Raw genomic sequence first — 20,306 nt, 5'->3', positions numbered from 1 at the left:
TTCAAAGCAGCTAAATTCCACTGCAATGTGGAAAAGAGGGTGAGCATGAAGAATCAAATATTAAAATTATCGCTACTGATTGTCATCCTGATGCTCCCGAGTATTTTCTTCGGTCAGAATGATGATCAGACTCCTATTATTGGCTACCAAGATGCCGATCGTGATGGCTTCAATGATCTGTTCCGCGACGCTGATGGTGATGGGATTAACGATGTCACTAATTTGCCGTATCCGCATCATTTCCAATTTGAGGATAAAAACAAGGACGGCATCAATGACCTTTGGGTCGATCGGGATGGCGACGGCGTGAATGATCTGATGTTCGACATGCTGCGAAAAAGAGGCGTTCGGCAGGAGACGCCCTGGGTCGATAGCGATGGTGATGGCATTCGGGATGAGAATATTCGACCTCGGTTTAAAGCGGATTTGCGGGAATTCGTGCTGGATATGGATGGGGATGGAAAGAACGATATTACGGGTATCGAGTTCTTTTCGGATAATACCATGGGCTATCGTTACGGCTGCATCGATGAGGATCGCAGCAAAGTCATTCCCCAATTCAGAGATAACAATGGCGATGGCATGCACGATCCGTTTACCAATCGGTTTCAGCACGAAATGCAGGGCTATGGCAAAGGAAGAAAATACGACTATTTTATCGACAGTGACGGCGACGGCATCTCGGATGGACGGGGCTTTGAGAAATTTGGGAAGCAGAAACGAGGGCAAGGGCATGGGAGAAAGAAGAATTAATACAAACCAGGTTTTTGTAAAAAACCTGGTTTGTTTATTAATTTGGATAATTTTCTGGTGGAATCAATCTTCCGCCCAAACCCGTTTTTCAATCAGCCAGATGACTGCTTATGATCAAAATATCTTCCGCAACTATTTGGCAGCGGGTGATTGGGTGACCCAGACCTCGGTGAATTTCCAGTATGACTTTGAATTGAACAAGCTTCCCATTCGGTTCAATTACACAGGCGATCTCAACTTATTTTATTATTATACCGATCGATTGTCTCACGCCCATCAAATCGGATTGGAATCAATTCTCAATTTCAGCGAACATACTGACTTCAATTTTGGTGCTGCGGGTCAGTTACGGAAATATCAACCTGATTTTGAAATTTATGATTATCGGACACTGATCGCCTTCGCTCAGCTTCGCTGGGATCGCTGGCAAACCACACCGCTCCAATTGGGCTATCGTTTTCGCTATCGGGACTACCAAAACTTATCGGAATTGAGCTATCAGGAGCATTTCGGCTTTGTTCAGTTCAAACATTTTTTCCCAACCCGTACCACGTTCATCGGTGAGCTCGATTTTGGGCAAAAAAAATATATCAATTTGCAAACTGCTGAACCAATTATTGTGGTGACCCCTAACAAACCAGGCAAGGGCAAAGGAGGTCGTTATGGCAAAGGGAATATGGTAATGCCTTCAGATACCTCTATCATCGCATACAATATGGCAGCGCTGAAAGCCCAGCGAGCCAGCCTCAGCATGAAACTCGCCCAATCCCTATTCTCAAAAACGGGTTTGAGCCTCGAATATCTCAGGCAGTTCCAGCCAGCAAATAACATTCGCTATTTGGCGGGAATGGAATATTCATACAGCAAAGATGATGAGCTCTATGATGATCCTTATGCCTATGGCAGCAATGGATTGGAAATCACCCTGACCCAGATCTTGCCATGGCAGAGCACGCTTAAAATTTACGGGAGTCTCATCGATAAAGATTATCTGTACTCGATTGCGGCCGATTCGAGCCTTAGCTCGAACCCAGTGGCTAAAAAACGAAACGATCGGCAGCAATTAATCGGAACGACGTGGGAGAAAATTTTTAAATTGGAACGAGGATTAAAGAATATTTCTTTTTATCTGTCCGCCAATTATTTGGCCAATGAATCGAATGATCGCTATTATGATTTTGATGGATTTTTTGTACAGTGCGGTGTTGAATTTGTATTTTGAGATTTTCATGGAACGCGGATGACGCAGATAACGCGGCTTTGCACGGAATAATTTAAGTGAGATGCGAGACGGCAGAAGCCAGTCTTCAGTCATCAGTAGCCAGTCGGCAGGTGATGCAGGACAATTTTTGCAAATTATTATTGATTAATGGTTGCCATCTCACTGCTCACGTCTACCGTTTCACGTTTCACGTGTACCTTTTGACCAGAAAAACGAGCTGTATTGATGAACAAACTCAGTCGCTTGAAAACGATCCAGCCAGGTTATATTATCATCATCTCGCTATTGCTCATATCTACCTTGTTCCTTTCCGCATTGATCGAGCTGCGCCAGACTAGACGGGAGATCCAGCACATCATGGAAGAGGAAGCTTCGACGTTGATGGAGGCGATCTCGGTGAGCGGCGCCAATGCCATTTATTCCTATCTCGAAATCGAAAAATTAGCCGAAGACAAATTGTTCACCGTTGCTCGATTGGTCAATCGTCTGGAAAAAGAAAATCTGTTATCTCGAAAGCTGTTGCAGAATATCGCTGCTGACAATGAAGTTCATCAGATCGATATTTTCAATTCTCAGGCTGAGCTGCTGCTTTCCAGTTCAGTTGATTCACCCACGCTTCTTCGAATTAACAAAGAAAGCCTCGAACCGATTTTTCAGGGCGAATTGTCAGAGCTGGCGCTCGGGATGTCAGGCGATGAGCAACAGCATTTTTCAGTGGCGGTGAAGCGCGACCGAGGCGGCGCCATTGTTGCCAGCCTCGATGCCCAGGAAATTGTTGAATTCAGGAAGACCATTGGCGTTGGAAAATTGATGCAGGATATTAGCGAGTACCCTGGGATCGAATATATCGTGCTGCAAGATTCCGACGGGATCATTCTGGCATCCCCAGGAATTTCTCGGATGAAAAGCATTGAGAGCGATTCTTTTTTAACAAGGGCATTCAATCAAGATCAAATCTCATCCCGATTGACTCAAGTGAATAACCAGAAAATTTTTGAGTTCGTGCGACCGTTTGTTTTAGATGGTGAAACGCTGGGGTTGTTCCGAATCGGGCTGAAGACTGATCATCTGGATCAAGCCAACGACCGCATCCAGCGCCGCATGATCATCATGTCTTTGGTGCTGGGGTTGATTGTCCTGATCGCGGTCAATTTTTTGACCATCAATCAGAATTATCGGATCATCGATCAGGCGTATCGCCGAATACAAACCTATTCCAGCAATATTCTGGAGCACATGACCGATGCGGTGATCGCCATCGATCGAGACAAGCGGATCACGCTGTTCAATCATGCCGCCAGCCAATTGTTTGGTCAATCTGCTGAGGAGGTAATGAATAAGCCTTGCCAGCTTTGTGTGACAGGAGATATTGCGCCGCTGGTCGAAGCGATCGAGCAGGGCAAGACCTGCCGTGATGTGGAAAGGGTGATTCAATTCAATGGCCGTCGGCTGATCACTTTGATCAGCACCTCGGTGTTGAAAAATCAAAACGGCGAGATCGATTCTGCCTTTGCCGTGATCAAAGATTTGACCGAACAGAGGAATCTGGAAGAAGCTGTTCGGCGCAAAGAGAAACTGACGGCCATGGGTCAATTGGCCTCAGGCGTGGCGCATGAGATCCGCAATCCATTGAATGCTATCGGCATGATCTCACAACGGTTGGCAAAAGAGTTCGAGCCGAAAGGCGACGCACAAGAATATCGTGAATTGATAGATACCGTTGTCAACGAAGTGCGCCGCATCAATGAGATTATTCAGCAATTTCTGAGATTTGCGCGGCCTCCAGCATTGGATCTAAAGCGAATTGACCTCGCCTCGCTGATCCAATCGGTTGTCAAATTAACTTCTGCACAGGCGCAGGAGAAGGGGGTCGAATTCCATCTTCAACTTGATGCGCTGCCAGACATTATGATCGATGCCAATCAAATGAAACAAGCGTTGCTTAATGTCATTCAAAATAGCATCGAGGCGATTCAAGACAAGGGGTTAATCGAGATTCACCTGAAACAGATTGACGATAGAGAGGCATTGATCGAAATTACTGATAATGGTATTGGCATGAGCCAGGAGACCCTCTCCAAAATTTTCAACCTGTATTTCACGACCAAACCGAGCGGAACGGGACTGGGATTGAGTTTGGTGCACCAAATCATATCACAGCATGATGGTCGGATCAAGGTGGAGAGTGAAATTGGGAAGGGGACGCGTTTTTTGATTTATTTGCCTATAAATTGACTGACCGCTAATTCCGCAAATTTAGCTCATTTCGCGAATGGTTTTATTGTGACTCGATAGGTAAATCTTTTTTGAAGCCACAGAACTGTAGTCAGGGCATAACGAAAACTGACTTCTCTGTGATTACGACCGAAGGGAGAAATCTTTAGCTCTAACAATCTTTCTGCAACCAGAATCCTCACTTCGTTCGGAATGACATTTTCGATTTAAAGTTAATGATTTTGGTTCAGCCACTAATTATCGCAATTCGTCTCATTCGCCCTATTTGCGGTCTAAAAGGAGAAATGTGGTAGATGTCGGAACATAAAATTCTCATCATCGATGATGAACCCGCCCAGGTGCAGGTTTTAGCAGGATTTTTAAAGAAGAAGGGCTTTGATATAGAAAAGGCCCATGCTGGTCTTGAGGGCTTAAAGATTCTCGAGAAAAAACCGATCGATTTAATTATTACCGATTTCAAGATGCCTGATATCGACGGGATCGAGGTATTGAAGCGCGCCAAAGCCATCAATCCTGAGGTCGATGTCATTATGATGACGGCGTTTGGCAGCATTGAGAGCGCCACGGAGGCGATGCGAGCAGGCGCCATCGACTATCTGACCAAGCCAGTTGACTTGGATCAGTTGGAGATTTTGATCCACAAGGCGCTGGAGCATCAACAATTGGTGTCGGAAAATCGATTATTGCGAGAGCAACTGGCGGCGAAGTTCAAATTCGACCAGATCATATCGGCCAGTGAAGCAATGGAGGAAGCGCTGAATCTGGCTGGCAGGGCAGCGCCGAGCAAAGCGACGGTGTTGATCACTGGCGAAAGCGGCACGGGAAAAGAGTTAATCGCCAAAGCCATTCATTACGCCAGCCCCAGAAAGGACCAACCATTTGTGGCGGTAAATTGTGCGGCGCTGGCTGAGAATCTGCTTGAAAGCGAGTTGTTTGGCCACGAGAAGGGCGCGTTCACTGGAGCGGATCGGCAGCGCAAGGGCCGGTTCGAGCTGGCCAATCATGGTACTCTATTTATCGATGAGGTCGGGGAGATCCCACTGACCACTCAAGTGAAATTGCTTCGTGTGTTGCAGGAACAGACATTCGAACGGGTCGGTGGTACCGAGACCATCAAGGTCGATGTGCGGATCGTGGCGGCTACCAATCGCGATCTGGAAGAGCTGATCGAGGAAGGCCGTTTCCGCGAGGATTTATTTTATCGATTGAACGTGGTGCGGATCAACGTGCCGCCATTACGCAAGCGAAAATCTGATATTCCGCTTCTGGTCGACTATTTTTTGAAGAAATATTCGGCAGAAAATAATAAAAAGGTGATGGGCATCTCAAAAGAAGCGATGGATTTGTTGATGAAGTATGATTATCCGGGGAACGTGCGGGAGTTGGAAAATATTATTGAGCAAAGCGTCGTGCTCTGTCGAACCGATATCATCATGGTTCGGGACCTGCCGATGACAGTGAGAGGAATGCGCCCTGAATCCAAAAAGGTCGATCCGTTCGGCGAGGGTACTTTTATCGAGCGAGTAGAGGCATTCGAAAAGGCCTTGATTGCACAGGCTATGGAGCAGGCACAGGGGGTTCAGACACAGGCGGCCCGGATTCTAGGGATCACCGAGCGGCATTTGCGCTACAAACTGCAAAAATATGGGATGAAATGAAATTCTAACCGCTCGTTACCCAATCCTGCCCAATCTGATCCAAATTTTGCTTACCAGTTCTATCAGCCTCACTTTTTTCCTCCAAAGCAACGGACCCAGTGAATTCATCCTTCCTCTGAAGTGCGATGTTTGTGTTTTAATTGGCATGGTATGGCAGGGCAGGAAGGGGGATGGAGATGTTTTTCGCGTACTTCAGTCATACTAAACTTTTCGGCAAGCTGGGGCGAAATTAATTTGCAAACCCTGCTTCTTCGCTAGAAGTGAGGTTCAAATAGATGTCAAAAAAAGTGGGCAAAAATTCGATGGCTACCAGGCTCTCGAAATTCATGAGCACGGCGATACCGATCTTTTGATCGGGCATAAATCCAACTTCTGCGCGATAACCCTGAATCCAGCCACCGTGATAAACCAGCTTGTGACCAGCGTAATCGTAAATTCGCCACCCCAGGCCATAATGTGCATCCCGAACTTGCTCGCGCCAGCGATGCTTCCACCGTTCGCGTGGGGAGCGAATCCAGGGAGTGGTCACTTCCTGGATGGTCTGTTGGGAGATTGTATGAGGCGCGCCGCCCAGCATCGCGCGCAGCCATTGGGCCATGTCGTAGATGCTAGCATTCACACCAGCCGCTGGCAAGACGTTATAATAGGCGTCCTTAATCGGGGCAGTGATCCACCCCCCGTTGCGCTGAATATGCGGGAGCGCCCGATTGGTCGATGACAAAAAGCCATCCTTTCCCAAGGAGGCGTCGACCATTCCCAACGGCTCAAAAATCAACTCGGTCACCAGCTCTTGATATGTCTTTCCCGTCGCTGCTTGGACGACATCTCCGATTAAGCTGTAAATCACGTTTTGATAGGTATAAGTTTTTCCAACAGGAGCGATCAGCGGCACCGAGCTCAAACGATCGATCATTTCTGGAAAGGCGAGATTCTGTTCAACCAAATCGGTATACGTATGTTGCGGCAATCCAGTGGTGTGGCTCAGCAGATGTCGGATGGTTAAATTTTGGGTATTTTTGGCATCATACAGTCGAAAGTTGGGCAAATATTTGACAACTTTATCATCCCAATTCAACGCCCCCTGGTCTACCAGCACCCCAGTCAGTACGCTGGCGAATCCCTTGGAGACGGACGCGAGGCGAAATATGGTATGGATATCAATAGGGTCAGAGCTTCCGAATTCTTTCACTCCGAAGCCATTGAGATAGACAATCTGATTGCCTTTGACGATCGCCACTGCAAGTCCTGGCAATTGGCGTCGTTGCATGGTATCCAGCACAAAATTTTCAAATCGATTGATCGCATCGATCAATTGAACGGATTGATCAAAGCGCCATTGTGCAATAGCAAAACTGGTTTGGAGCAGGGAGCTAAATGTTCCAATAATGAATGAAAAAACTAAAATAGATTGTCGCATTTTGCATTTAAAAATGAAACTCATATCCAGCCATGCACGATCATGAAAAAATTTAGACTGTTGAACCGCAAAAAACAAAGTTAGTTCCCCCAATTTTCGATAAGCCAATTATAAGTCTGTACCACTCAAAAGCGAATGGAATCAGAAATGATCTATGAATTCCTGGTTTACCATGGACACAGTGCGATCGATTCATCGATAGCAGAAATCAAAACAGGTTGATGACGCGAGATACTGATGCCCACTGAGAGAGCGTAATTAAATTCTTTCTATGAATCGCCATTGGTCCTATTCCGAATCAATCGCTCCAAGACATTGAATTCTGGCTCTGTGAGGCCAGCGACTCCCAGCGGCCGCTGAATGGAATCATGACAATCCGACCCGCCAGTAATTGCTAAGCGATATCGCTCTGCCCATTCCAACAGCAGAACACTATGCTCTTTGGTATGGCCTGGGTAATAGACCTCGATCCCATCCAAACCCAGAATACTCGGATCGAGAAACTCAGGGAGCATTTTGACAACGATTTCCAAGGGGGGCAGGACTTCTTTATAATGGCTATCTCCGGGAAAGGACCCAGCAGCCGGATGGGCAAAGACGCGAAATAGGGCGTATTTGCGCAACAACGGCGTCAGAAGCCGCATGTCGATCCCAGAGGGGATATAAGCAGGGCTATCGTTGCCGATGATTCGATTGACGAGTTCCTTGTCCTCAATGCCATGTTTTTCTTTCAATGCTAAAGCAAAGTGCCGCCGCGTAATATTGCTGCCATAAGCAGTTAGGTGCTCGGCTTGGAGCGGTCGTTTTAGCACTGGTTCTCGTCCCTCTGGACCGAACACTTCATTGATGGCCTGAACCCGTGCGTTTACCAGGTGTAATCCCCGGCCCTGGCTCATGATATCATTCAGCATGGTTTTGAAGCTGCCATTTGCCAGATAGTGAGGCGGAAAATATAAAAGCAGATGCAATGTCCCCACAAAATAGGGCCGCTTGAACGCCAATGAAACCTCAACCCCAGGGATAACATTGACGCCAAGCTTTTCACCAGCGGAAATGGCTTGTTCTAACCCTTCAATCGAATCATGATCGGTTAATGCGATTGCTTTTAAACCCAATTCTTTGGCCTTGGCAACTAATTGTTCCGGAGAATATTCTCCGTCCGATGCGGTGCTGTGATTGTGCAGGTCTGCAATAATATGACGGCCCATTTGTGTTAAATCCTTTCGCTCTTTGGTTCTGAATGAATTTCATGTTGTCTCCTCTGCCACAAGAGCAGCGATCTTTTGGGGCAGAAATTTTCTATCGCCGAATAGTAACTTTTGAAATGTACAAAAATAAAGTGACATTGGCTAATTAAAAAAATGCAAAATTGACTTGGCTAAATAGCCAATTCCATTCGCTTCCACAAATATTATTTGAATTGGCAGAGGTTTATGAGTTTGCTTTGCCTGCAAAACGAAAGATAATATTTGTCCACTCGCTCTGGCTTGAAGAAGCAAGCCTATAGCTATGAACAATTGATCCACTGAGATGCTTTTCCATGAGTGCTAAAATGGACATCTGAGGCGAATGTGCTCGATCTGAGTCGGATGGCATCTCAGATCGGATGATTTTGTACTACCGATCGGCAGAAACAATGATAATGAAGTGGGATCACTTTGAAACAAACAAATTCCCCTGCAAGTTAAAAAGTCGTTCTATCTAATTCACCCCAACTATTGACGAAACGAAGGAGGAAAAATGAGAAAGTGGGTGCTATTTAGTAGCTTGTTGCTGATCCTAACATCGCTGGCAGTAGCTGAGGATGAGGCCCGTCTGTTACGTTTCCCTGCGATTTATAATGATCAAATTGTATTTACCTATGCAGGGGATCTCTACACAGTTGCGGCGAATGGCGGGATTGCCCGAAAATTGACCAACCATGAGGGTGTCGAGATTTTTCCTCGCTTTTCGCCTGATGGCCAGTACATTGCGTTCACTGGACAATACGATGGGAATACCGAAGTGTACCTAATCCCTGCCGAAGGCGGGATTCCGAAGCGGTTAACGTATACTGCTACGTTAGGACGTGACGATGTTTCTGATCGGATGGGACCCAATAACATCGTCATGGGTTGGAAAAACAAGAGCAAGGAGATCGTGTTTCGCTCTCGGATGAAGTCGTTTAATCCCTTCATCGGCGAATTGTTTGCGGTCGATTTAAATGGAGATCTTCCGGAGCAACTGCCGTTGCCGCGAGGTGGTTTTTGCAGTTTTTCGCCCGATGATCAAAAGTTAGCTTATAACCGCGTGTTTCGGGAATTCCGGACCTGGAAGCGCTATCGGGGTGGCATGGCGGATGATATCTGGATCTATGACTTCAAAACGAAAAAAACTGAAAACATCACCAACAATCCTGCTTTAGATATCATTCCAATGTGGAGCGGCAATAAAATCTATTTTCTATCCGACCGCGATGAAAACCAGCGCATGAATCTGTTCGTCTATGATTTGACCACGAAAGAGACCACCCAGTTGACCAATTTTGTGGATTTCGATATCAAATTTCCTTCGCTCGGCAACAAGGCCATCGTGTTCGAAAACGGCGGCTTTATCTACAAGTTCGATCTCACGACCAACAAGCTTGAGAAGGTCACGATTTATATCGCCGATGATCGAGTCAACGGTAGAGAAGAGATTCGAAATGTAAGCAAGAACATCACGAATTTCGAAATCTCTCCGGATGGCAAGCGTGCGTTGTTTGGAGCGCGAGGTGATGTTTTCACTGTCCCAGCCGAAAACGGTCCAACGAGAAATTTGACCACCAGCTCTGGAATTCACGAGCGCAATTCCAAATGGTCACCAGATGGGAAATGGATCGCTTACGTATCCGATCGAACCGGCGAAGATGAAATCTATATTCAAGCCCAAGATGGAAGTGGTGTCCCAATTCAAATTACCCAAGGCAACGACACCTACATTTACCAGCCGCATTGGTCTCCCGACAGCAAAAAGCTATTATGGGGCGATCGCCGGCAACGACTGCGCTATGTGGATATTGAAACAAAGCAGATCAAAGAGGTCTACCAGTCGAAAGTTTGGGAGATGACCGACTATTCCTGGTCCCCAGATAGCAAATGGATCGCATTCACGCGTCCCGAATATGAAGGGATGAACAAAATCTGCATGTATTCCTTGGAAAAAAATGAGGTCTATGAGGTGACGGATGGTTGGTATGAGTCTGCTCAGCCAGTATTTAGTTCGGACGGTAAATATTTATTCTTTGTGTCGAACCGGGATTTTAATCCAATCTATAGCTGGACTGAGTGGAACCATGCCTATCAAGACATGCAGCGCATTTATTTCGTGACCTTATCCAAAGAGACAAAATCACCTTTCGAGCCCAAAAGTGACGAAGTAGAGGTCAAAAAGGAGGAGACCAAAGCCCCAGCCGAGAAAAAAGATGAAAAAAAGGCCAAAGCTGAGGAGGTCAAACAATTGGTTGTCAAAGTAGATGTTGATGGGTTGAAAGATCGAATTGTTGCGCTGCCGATTCAAGCCTCCAGTTACGGGAATTTAGCCTCGGTAGGAGAGCTGCTATACTACACGCGCAAGGGGAGCAAGGATGAGAAGCAGCTGCTTTTCATGTACGATTTGAGCAAACAGAAAGAGACCGAGTTGGGCCAGGTGGATGGCTACGAGGTTTCGGCTGATCAGAAAAAGATGCTGGTCGCTCAAGCTGGCTCTTACGCGATCATCGATTTGCCCAAGGCCAAGATCAGCATTGAAAAGAAGCTCGATCTTTCCGGAATGGAAGTCAGGTTGGATCATCAGGCAGAGTGGGCGCAGATCTTCGAAGAATGTTGGCGCCAGATGCGCGAGTATTTCTACGTCCCGAATATGCACGGCGTGGACTGGAAGGCGATGAAAGAGAAATATCAACCGCTGGTAAAGCATGTCAACCATCGCATTGATCTGACCTACATTATCGGCGAGATGATCGGTGAGCTGAACGTCGGCCATACTTACGTTGGCGGGGGGGACATGCCTCAGGCGAAGCGAGTTCAAACTGGGCTGTTGGGTGCTCAGATCGTCAAAGACAGATCAGGCTATTTTCAAATCAAGAAAATTCTGAAGGGCCAAAACTGGTCAAATGCCTATCGCTCGCCGCTCACCGAGATTGGGGTGAATGCAAATGAGGGAGATTTCATCGTTGCTGTGAACGGACAATCGACTAAGGGGATGAACAACATCTATCAGGCATTGGTCAATACTGTTGGAAAGCAGGTGAAATTGCGATTGAATACTGTCCCTAGCGAAACTGGCAGTCGTGAGGTTACTGTAGTTCCCATTGCGGACGAGGCGAATTTGTATTATCTCAATTGGGTCGAAGATAATATCCGCAAAGTAACCGAGGCGACCGATGGGAAAGTGGGATACATCCATATTCCGGACATGGGAGTGACTGGGCTGAACGAGTTCGTAAAATATTATTACCCGCAGTTGGAGAAAAAGGCATTGATCATCGATGTCCGAGGGAATGGAGGGGGGAATGTGTCGCCAATGATCATCGAGCGGTTGCGCCGCGAAGCAGCGATGATCACGATCGCTCGCAACCGGATTCCCACGGTGGATCCTGCTGGTATGGTCTGGGGGCCAAAGGTCTGCCTCATTAACGAGTTCTCTGCCTCGGATGGCGATATATTCCCTTATCGATTCAGACAACACAAATTGGGCAAATTGATCGGTAAGCGTACCTGGGGTGGAGTCGTCGGCATCCGCGGCACGCTGCCGCTGTTGGATGGGGGTTATTTGAACAAACCGGAATTTTCTCGGTATGATCTCGAGGGCAAGGAATGGATCATGGAGGGCGTCGGAGTCGAGCCCGATATCTATGTCGATAATGATCCAGCCAAAGAGTTCGCCGGCATCGATGAACAATTAAACAAGGCGATCGAGGTGATCTTAGAGGAATTGAAGACCCAAGAGAAGACCATTCCAGCGCCACCGCCGTTGCCAGTGAAGGTGCCAAAGAAGTAAGTACGTATCGGGATGAAGGAGTTATCAGTAGTCAGTTGTCAGTAACCAGTGATCAGTAGTTAGCAGACAAAGGCTTTTATTCAGAGCAATGGCTCAGAAGCGATGCTTCTGGGCCATTGCTTTATTCCGGCGGTGTGTATTGTTCCGAGTCCTCATTCTAAAGTCTGCTCGTCTAAAAGGTTTGATGAGCGAATCACATCATTCATGGTTGATTAAAGCTTCTCAATACTGCCTCCATCAAGCGGATGCGCCAGGTAGGATCGATGATGGTCTCGAACGGAAATCCCAACGCGATTACAGAAAAATCATTCCCCAAATAGGCTGTGCCGGCGCTGAACCGATTTTCGGCATAGCGCAAGATCGTTTTTGTCCCAGGGACAGGATCAATGGCGTCGGGAGATTCCACCGCATACAGATCCGGACGATATTCCGTGTTAAACCGAAATACTTCGTGCGACTGCAGAAATGAAGAATCCACGGCGCAGACCTTTCCTGTAACCGCGGCATGATTCGTTTGCCAGTCGATATTGAGAACTTCTTTGGCAAATTTGATGTCGTTCTGCGTCGTGTCCTTGTTTCCTGCTAACTCACTGCCAATATAAGCACCGGACAAAAATAATTTGCCCCCGGTTTTAAGAAACGAAATGATGTTGTTCCTTAATTTCTCTGGAAACGCTTTGAAACTTTGATTAATTTTTAAATATGGGTTGTTGTCCAAATTCATCCCTGAAACAAACAGGGCTTTCTCCTCCCCTAAAATCAGATCTATGATGCGATAGTTTTTTAGATCGATCTGGCCGTCCCAGACAGCCTCGTCGCTCGAACTGACGAAAGAGTAACCACAAGCTCGAATGGCTGACCCATGGATGAATGGATAGTCGAAGCTATTTCCGGCGATTAGTTGTGTCTCATAATTGGCGGAACTAGCGCCGTGGCCTGGGGCGTCATTGCTCCGAAATCTGGATTGGGGATCGAAATCGAATTGCGCACCAGTGAGATTGAAAGTGAATTTATCGGCAACGCCGGGATCGAGGAAATTAGCGAAGCCTTTGAAATTCGGTTCGTTGATATATTCGGGCGCGGCAATTCGATCAAAGCCATTGATGATTAGTACTGGGGATTGGTCGTTAGTCATCCAGCAGACCGAAAGGATTTCAGAAGGGAAGCTCTCCCCGCCGCTGTTGACTGCCGTGACCTTAAAGCTGTAAATCGTGCCAGGTTTCAATTCATTTTTGGTGAATTGGTTTGTCGCCAGCAATGTCCCATTATCGAATCCGGCGCTATCTATTCGGGTATAGACCACATATTTTTCCGGCGCAGCGGTTGGCTCGAGCGGATCAATCACTGGCTGCCAACGCAAAGTCACTTCTGCAGAATCTGAAAACCAGGCGTGAAAATGGGAGACTGGGAGCGGCTGAACGGCATATCGAAATCGATATTGGGTGGCTAAAAATTTCAATATGCCTTTATAAATAGCGCGAGCGACATCGAAGCGAAATAAGGGCCAAAGGGCATACTGCATATCGGTGAAATTTTGATGGGATAGTAATTCCAAAAGACACGCCGGCACGTTGGGACGCCAGGCTTCGCTATAGTTGGCGTCGCGAAGGTCGCGGCGCGCCCAATCTGGACGATACTTTCGGCGAATATCCTCTACAATTTGGGTTTGCAGAATGTCGCCCAGGTCGCGATTGACCAGCCGAGACATGCCATCGGGGAAGACATCGAGCGTCTCCGCATCGGTGATGGAATAGATCATCAGCGTTCCGATCGTGCTGTCCTGGGCAATGCCCGCATCGGTGTGAAACGCCAGCGATAGATCGATGGGAATGCCGAGCCCTTCCGCATCCCGATTTCTATTCGGCCCAAACGGCCGGCCTTTGAGATAGTTGACAAATTCGCCCCGGGATTGATAATCGTCATTGTAATCGGTGGTGTCCTTGTTGAGATGATAAACCAGGGTATCAGGCATTCCGGCGAATTGGAGGTAATAGCGAGCTGCTTCAGCGAAACGCGGATAACCGCTGATCGTTCCGCCCCGAATGATATCGCCCATGCCCCCGCCGAAGCGCACTGCATCGGCTGATACGATCTGGCCGGGCCATTGGCTGTCATTAGTGAGCACCACCCGGCCGGAATCCGGATGTACCCCCTGCTTGAATCGGAACTGCCCCAGATAGATCCACGTACTGCCGCCCATCTGCTGATTGACGCGAAATTCGGTCTTGCCGGCGCTGTGATACACCGTGTAATGCGCATCGGGAATATTTTTCAGCGAGTGATGATAAGAAATATAGACGCCATATTCGCCAGTGGCTGGAATGTCAGGAATCCACTCGGCTTGCGCCGAATTGATTGAATCGGCCAGGCAGAAGCGATAGCTTCCTTGCAAAAACGGATTAAAATTGGCAAGATATGGGCGAGTACCAATTTTGAAGCCAGGCGAATCGCCACTTTGCCAGTTGATTGCTCCTTTCTCCCGATATTGGCCATCTTTCAACGGGGAATCGTTGTCGATGATCACCATTTCGGTTTGTAAGTCTCGCTCCCGAGGAAGAAAAACAATGGCACCAGCATTTTCCAGCATGGGCACAAGATATGGGATCACAAACGACATGGGCAGCAAATCTTCCACAGTATTGAACAATCGAGGCCGCATCCATTCCCAGCGATCTTTTGTTCTGGAATAATAATAGCCATGGCTATGCCAGAGCGCAATGTTGCGATTGAATAAACCCATGGTGGGTTGCCATGCTCGTTTTTCGATACATTGCACAATGGGCGGTCCAGGTCGAGTGCTCTCTTTCGGCAGGCGAGATCGGTCGAATTGAGAGCTATCAGATCGAAAGAAATTGGGAATGAGTGTTTCAATGGGTCGTCCAAGCGTGAAAAGCTGCAGATCGAATTGTCTAAATTTTTTGTCCAAATATTTTCTGAACAGATCATAGATCAACGGCACGGTCTCAGGTCGGAATGGCTGATAGGAAAAATGTTTGGAAAGATAAATAATCAAACTTTTTCTTTTCAAATCTACCGTTACCGAATCGACTTTGGAATTGATTGGAATGGGGCCTTGAAAATTAGGGGACATGTTATCGCTAAGGCATTTGTTCGCCCGCTGGATTGCCTCCAGTGCCAAATTCTTCTCCCGTTTGATTTCAATTTCAGCAGGGTGGCGATAGATCGGGGCACAAGAGAAAAGAAAGAGAGAAACCATAAGGAACAATTTAAACCGTTCTCGGTTCAGAAACATATCTTTCGCCTCCATGACGTTGATGATTTGTTCGATAGACTTCTGCAAAATTCAAATGATTTGAGTTACCATCATCTGGCAGCGAATGCAAACATCTCTACTGGTCGGTTCGTGAGATAAAAAATTTTGCATTTTTATGGGTGGCAGAGATTATTCAATTTCTGTTCATTTCATAAGCTTTGCTCGTTCAGATTAAAGAAATATATATTAGAACTTTTTCTGAAAGATACAAGGGAATTTTCGATTGAGCCTTATTGGAGAGGGTCCTGCGTTCAAAACTGGTCAACGATCTTCTTCCTGCATATGATTGGACCGGAAAATTTATAGAAGAAATTTTTAGCGAATTGGCAATCGTACGAACTGAAAAATTTTTATTCAAAATAGATTGACACATTCTAATTTATGCGTCTAGCCTTAAAAGAACAAAATTGGCTTGACTTTGAAATTTTATGCTGGTATATTGTCCATAATCGTATGAGAGAATTTATTGGAGGTATTGGTTATGATTCAATTGAAGCGAATCCTTTGTCCATTGGATTTTTCGAAATGTTCGAAGGTGGCCTTTGAAAATGCCGTAGCGCTTGCACGAAAGGCTAAAGCGGAACTGCATCTCTTTCATGCGATCCTGATGTATGAACATGATTCATACAAGCCAGATGACCGATTACCAGATAATTTAATGAGCTATGAGCTGATTGAAGATATTTCCAAAGAAAAGTTGGGGGAGTTGGTCGATCAACATCAAAATGATTCATTGAAGATGGTAGCAGCCAGCGCTCGCGGATTTTCAGCCGCTGAGGAGATTTTAACCTATGCCCGAGATAACCAGATAGACCTTATCATGATGGGCACTCATGGTCGTACGGCATTGAGCCATCTGCTATTAGGTAGCGTCGCTGAACGTATCGTTCGAATGGCAAAATGCCCCGTCATGACCTTTCGCAAGGACGCGAAAAAGATTAATACCTTCCAAAGGATTTTGGTGCCGATTGATTTTTCTGATTACTCCAAGCTGGCACTTCAGTATGGCTTGGAATTAGCGCATCTTTTTGGATCAGCGGTCATTATTTTTCATTCCATTGAACAACAAATTCACCCAGCTTTTTATGCTGCAGGCAAAACTTCAATCTTTGAGATCGATAGCGATTTGAAAGATCGCGCTTCCGCTGCTATGAAACAATTTCGCGAGCAAATTGGACGGACTGAAATCCCTACGGAGTACGCGTTGGCAGAAGGACCTGCATATCAGCAGATCGTCGAATACGCCAAGCGGGAAAATTGTGATCTGGTCGTGATCGCCACCCATGGATTGCGAGGGCTGGAGCATTTCCTCATCGGCAGTACGACCGAAAAAGTGGTGAGGCATTCCGAGGTTCCTGTGCTCACAGTCAAGCAGGGATGACGAAATTGAATGCTTTGGTTCGATCTTATAAGCTGCTGCAAAATAGCGGAAAAAAGTTCCCAGGACTATCGATCTCCATCCCCTGACCAAAGGAATGAATCTCAGCGCTATCATGCATGAAACGATTGATGGGGTTTCTTATTATGCTTCGAATACATCATTGTTGATTTGCAGAAGCATATTTTTAGGCTATGGGAGACTTTCGTGATGAAATGGGCGGATCTGCGAGTCTCGCTAAAACTGATGCAGGAGTCCCTTTAATTTTGAAATAGCATGCTATGACATGCTTTCCTTCGGATGCATGATGTGAATATTGGGAATCACCTCTCTTTTGCAGTATATTGGTATTGAAGTGCTGAGGCTGAAGAATTGCATTTTTATCCAATTATGAATTCACTGGCAAAAATATGATTCCATTAAGAGGATTGAAAAGGTCGGTATGGGAAAAAAGAATCGAGTTATTTTCGTGGTATTGGTTTCTTTGATTGCTCAGAAAATTGGATTGTGTGAAATTATCACCCATAGCTATCGTTTTTCGGCTCCCGAGATGGTGCAACAACCAGATGGAACGTATCTGGCTTATGTACCGAAATGTTATCAGGCTGGGAAAATTGGTGAGCCGACGCTTCCCCTTTATCCGATTTGTTTGCTTCTTCCGCCAGGACACTCAGCGAAGGATTTGAAAATCAGTTTTCGCGGTAAAAGAGAAGTTAATCACAAATATTTTCTCTCACCCAAACAAGCGCCCCAAACTTCTGATGCTGGTTCAAAAAAGCCCGTGATCAATGAATCCATTTATGAGAGCGCAAAATCTTACACAGGTTTCCCTCCCTCAGTGCAAACCCACTACTATTTTGGCCATTCAGTCGCTCTGGCTTGTTTTTGCCCGCTGGAATATGTGCCAAGAGAGAGGACCCTATTTTACTACTCTGAAGCTTGGGTGGAAATCACCACTGAGCTTGATGATCGGGCGGTGCAAGCGCAACAGCTCTATCGTTCATCTGCTGAGACATTAGCCCAACTCGCTAGGATCGTTGACAATTTTAATGCTTCTATTCAAAATTATCCGAAGCTGTCAAGCAACAAAAGTTATGACTACCTAATTGTCACGATAAAAGATTTCCTCGATGATTATGAATCGTTGGTGCATTTCTATGCCGAGCTCGGGATCAAAACGAAGATCATGCCCGTTGAGGAAATTTATCAATTGGCTTCGGGCGCTGACGAGCCTGAAAAGATCAGAAATTACATCATTCATGAGGTTCAGGAGAACGGCATCCGCTTCGTGCTGCTGGCTGGGGATGGAGATACCAGTCCGTTGGGACAGATGCAAGTTCCATTTCGAGGGCTCTATTGTAAGGTCCTTTCTGGAAACGATGTATATGAGGACAAAAGCATTCCTTCAGACCTCTACTACGCCGCATTAGATGGGAATTGGAATCAGAATGGAGATGATCTTTGGGGCGAACCAGGAGAGGATGATCTATTACCGGAATTAGCTGTGGGGCGAATTTGCGCTGATAATGAAGCAGAAATTCGAGCCATCATCAATAAGATTTGCAATTATCAGGCTCGCCCAGTGGTACAAGATGCAACCAAAATACTCATGGTCGGCGAAAAGCTCTGGAATGACCCACTATCTTATGGCTCGGATTACTTGAATTTATTGATCGGCGATCGAACCGATAATGGCTATGCAACAGTGGGGATGCCCTCTTATTTGAACTTTACTTTCCTCTATGAGGAAGATCAAGGCATTTTACAAAAAGACGTCCTGATTCAGCAGATCAATCAGGGCTACAACATGATCTACCATGCGGGACATTCATCATCTGGCACAAATATGACTTTAAGTCGCTTCGATGTTACCCCGAATAATTTTGCACAAATAAATGGGATTGATCACCTCAATCCAGTGATTTATTCGCATGGTTGCTTGGCTGCGGCGTTCGATATGACAAATTATAGCGGCGAAGATTGCATTGCAGAGAAGATGATGGGGATCGAAAATTTTGCTTCAGCATATATAGGCAACTCTCGTTATGGCTGGTTCAACGAGGGGCAAACCGAAGGACCGAGCTTGCATTTGAATCGGGAGTTTGTTAGTGCCCTTTATGGGGATAGCGTTGCAGCGATTGGGGCAGCCCATACTCTTTCCCGTATTCGAAGCGCTCCATTTGTCACCGCACCGAATCAATGGGAGCCAGGGGCGCTGCGCTGGTGCTTCTATTGCTGCAATGTATTGGGAGACCCAGCAATGACGCTTTGGACCGATCAGATTCGAGAGTTCGACCAAGTGAAATATCCAGAGAGAATTTTTAATACTCCAGCCGAAATAACCATCAACACAGGGGTGGCAAAAGCAAGAGTGGCAATTTCCGGCCAAAATGGGCTCCTCGCTTGCGCTGTCGCAGATCAAAATGGTAAGGCCCAGCTCCAGATCGATGCGGTGCAGGACAGCAAATTGATAGTAACCATTACAGCACTGAATCATCGGATGTTCGCTGGTCATATTTTGGTTCAGAGCACCGATGTGATCTCTTCGGATCCTGCAAATCCGACGAGGTTTGAATTAAAGCCCGTTTTTCCCAATCCTTTTAATGGGACAATTGAGATCCATGTTTCAATTCAGCAAACTGGACCAGTGAGCCTGGAAATCTATAACCTAATCGGGCAAAAAATTGTGACGCTATGGGATCGGGAATTGCCCCAGGGATGGCACCGGTTCATCTGGGAAGGCTTGGATCAAAATGGATTGCCAGTTGCGAGCGGATGCTATATGGTGACGCTGCGATCGGATGAAGGCGTTCGGATGCGCTCAATCACACTGCTGAAATAAATAGCCTCAAAGTGAGTCCTTTGGATCAATCAAATTAAGAAACCAGACAATCATTTGTTAGATTTATCGATGAAAATGAGAGCTATTGAGACTCTCGGGATTGCTCAGCCCGATATGCAAATGGTATTCGGTCATAATCAGGTTCTGCGGAATTCTGGAAGCCGAATTCACACATCGAATTGAATTCAAAGCGGAAGGCGCAGGCTATATTGAAATATGTTGACATCCGGCTTCAGTCTAGCAAAATAAAAAAGCCGACACCCTAGGGGGCAATGTCGGCTTTGTGAGGGATATGAGCAAGATTTCTTTCGATACTCAATTAATTGCAGGATGAACATTCGTTCCCACCATTACATCAGTTGTGCCCAGCCATTTCCAGTTCCGGTCATCAGTCCATAGGGCCTCATGTTCCATTTCCAGCTCAGTCATCGGTTCGGTAATAGTGGGAGACGAATATCCTATGCACCTATCATGGATTGATGCATTGCCTTTTCTTTCTACAATTCCT

10 protein-coding genes are annotated in these 20,306 nt (G+C 46.4%); 7 read left to right on the top strand and 3 right to left on the bottom strand.

Annotated elements, in window-relative coordinates; genetic code table 11:
• Positions 1–45: 45 nt before the first annotated feature.
• The 4 genes from ONB37_16615 to ONB37_16600 all read left to right on the top strand — a co-directional run bounded on the left by ONB37_16615 (position 46) and on the right by ONB37_16600 (position 5,868).
• A complete protein-coding gene (locus ONB37_16615) occupies positions 46–753 on the top strand; it encodes a hypothetical protein (GenBank protein MDZ7401780.1) in 708 nt (235 codons plus the stop codon).
• A 100-nt stretch (positions 754–853) separates the two neighbouring features.
• Complete coding sequence (locus ONB37_16610; protein MDZ7401779.1) at positions 854–1,975, top strand: hypothetical protein; 1,122 nt, start codon at positions 854–856, stop codon at positions 1,973–1,975.
• A gap of 225 nt (positions 1,976–2,200) precedes the next feature.
• Positions 2,201–4,210, top strand: a complete 2,010-nt coding sequence (locus ONB37_16605) for an ATP-binding protein (protein MDZ7401778.1) — start codon at positions 2,201–2,203, stop codon at positions 4,208–4,210.
• Positions 4,211–4,503: 293 nt separating this feature from the next.
• Positions 4,504–5,868, top strand: coding sequence for a sigma-54 dependent transcriptional regulator (locus tag ONB37_16600; protein ID MDZ7401777.1), 1,365 nt, complete (start codon positions 4,504–4,506; stop codon positions 5,866–5,868).
• A gap of 229 nt (positions 5,869–6,097) precedes the next feature.
• Here ONB37_16600 and ONB37_16595 read toward each other — a convergent pair whose 3' ends face one another.
• Both ONB37_16595 and ONB37_16590 read right to left on the bottom strand, forming a co-directional pair.
• Entirely contained in the window at positions 6,098–7,285 is a 1,188-nt protein-coding gene (locus ONB37_16595; GenBank protein MDZ7401776.1) for a beta-lactamase family protein, read from the bottom strand.
• Between the two features lie 269 nt (positions 7,286–7,554).
• On the bottom strand, positions 7,555–8,493 hold the full coding sequence (locus tag ONB37_16590) for a PHP domain-containing protein (GenBank protein MDZ7401775.1): 939 nt from the start codon (positions 8,491–8,493) through the stop codon (positions 7,555–7,557).
• A gap of 532 nt (positions 8,494–9,025) precedes the next feature.
• Here ONB37_16590 and ONB37_16585 point away from each other — a divergent pair.
• Entirely contained in the window at positions 9,026–12,304 is a 3,279-nt protein-coding gene (locus tag ONB37_16585; GenBank protein MDZ7401774.1) for a PDZ domain-containing protein, read from the top strand.
• A 202-nt stretch (positions 12,305–12,506) separates the two neighbouring features.
• Here ONB37_16585 and ONB37_16580 read toward each other — a convergent pair whose 3' ends face one another.
• Positions 12,507–15,557: a fibronectin type III domain-containing protein gene (locus ONB37_16580; protein MDZ7401773.1), complete on the bottom strand. Its 3,051-nt coding sequence runs from the start codon at positions 15,555–15,557 to the stop codon at positions 12,507–12,509.
• Positions 15,558–16,059: 502 nt separating this feature from the next.
• On the opposite strand from ONB37_16580, the gene ONB37_16575 reads away from it, so the two are divergent.
• Complete coding sequence (locus ONB37_16575) at positions 16,060–16,959, top strand: universal stress protein (GenBank protein ID MDZ7401772.1); 900 nt, start codon at positions 16,060–16,062, stop codon at positions 16,957–16,959.
• Between the two features lie 439 nt (positions 16,960–17,398).
• On the top strand, positions 17,399–19,798 hold the full coding sequence (locus tag ONB37_16570) for a C25 family cysteine peptidase (GenBank protein MDZ7401771.1): 2,400 nt from the start codon (positions 17,399–17,401) through the stop codon (positions 19,796–19,798).
• The last annotated feature ends 508 nt before the right edge of the window (positions 19,799–20,306 follow it).

This window comes from candidate division KSB1 bacterium (assembly GCA_034506395.1).
Lineage (GTDB): Bacteria > Zhuqueibacterota > Zhuqueibacteria > Thermofontimicrobiales > Thermofontimicrobiaceae > Thermofontimicrobium.
The sequence above is the reverse complement of the archived record's forward strand: the minus strand, read 5'-3'. Positions and strand labels throughout refer to the sequence as shown.

What these genes read in the sequence shown, in the direction of transcription:
- ONB37_16600 (MDZ7401777.1), top strand. Translation starts at nt 4,504, where the DNA reads ATGTCGGAACATAAAATTCTCATCATCGATGATGAACCCGCCCAGGTG.
- ONB37_16610 (MDZ7401779.1), top strand. Translation starts at nt 854, where the DNA reads ATGACTGCTTATGATCAAAATATCTTCCGCAACTATTTGGCAGCGGGT.
- ONB37_16570 (MDZ7401771.1), top strand. Translation starts at nt 17,399, where the DNA reads ATGGGAAAAAAGAATCGAGTTATTTTCGTGGTATTGGTTTCTTTGATT.
- ONB37_16605 (MDZ7401778.1), top strand. Translation starts at nt 2,201, where the DNA reads ATGAACAAACTCAGTCGCTTGAAAACGATCCAGCCAGGTTATATTATC.
- ONB37_16575 (MDZ7401772.1), top strand. Translation starts at nt 16,060, where the DNA reads ATGATTCAATTGAAGCGAATCCTTTGTCCATTGGATTTTTCGAAATGT.
- ONB37_16590 (MDZ7401775.1), bottom strand. Translation starts at nt 8,493, where the DNA reads ATGGGCCGTCATATTATTGCAGACCTGCACAATCACAGCACCGCATCG.
- ONB37_16585 (MDZ7401774.1), top strand. Translation starts at nt 9,026, where the DNA reads ATGAGAAAGTGGGTGCTATTTAGTAGCTTGTTGCTGATCCTAACATCG.
- ONB37_16580 (MDZ7401773.1), bottom strand. Translation starts at nt 15,557, where the DNA reads ATGTTTCTGAACCGAGAACGGTTTAAATTGTTCCTTATGGTTTCTCTC.
- ONB37_16595 (MDZ7401776.1), bottom strand. Translation starts at nt 7,285, where the DNA reads ATGCGACAATCTATTTTAGTTTTTTCATTCATTATTGGAACATTTAGC.
- ONB37_16615 (MDZ7401780.1), top strand. Translation starts at nt 46, where the DNA reads ATGAAGAATCAAATATTAAAATTATCGCTACTGATTGTCATCCTGATG.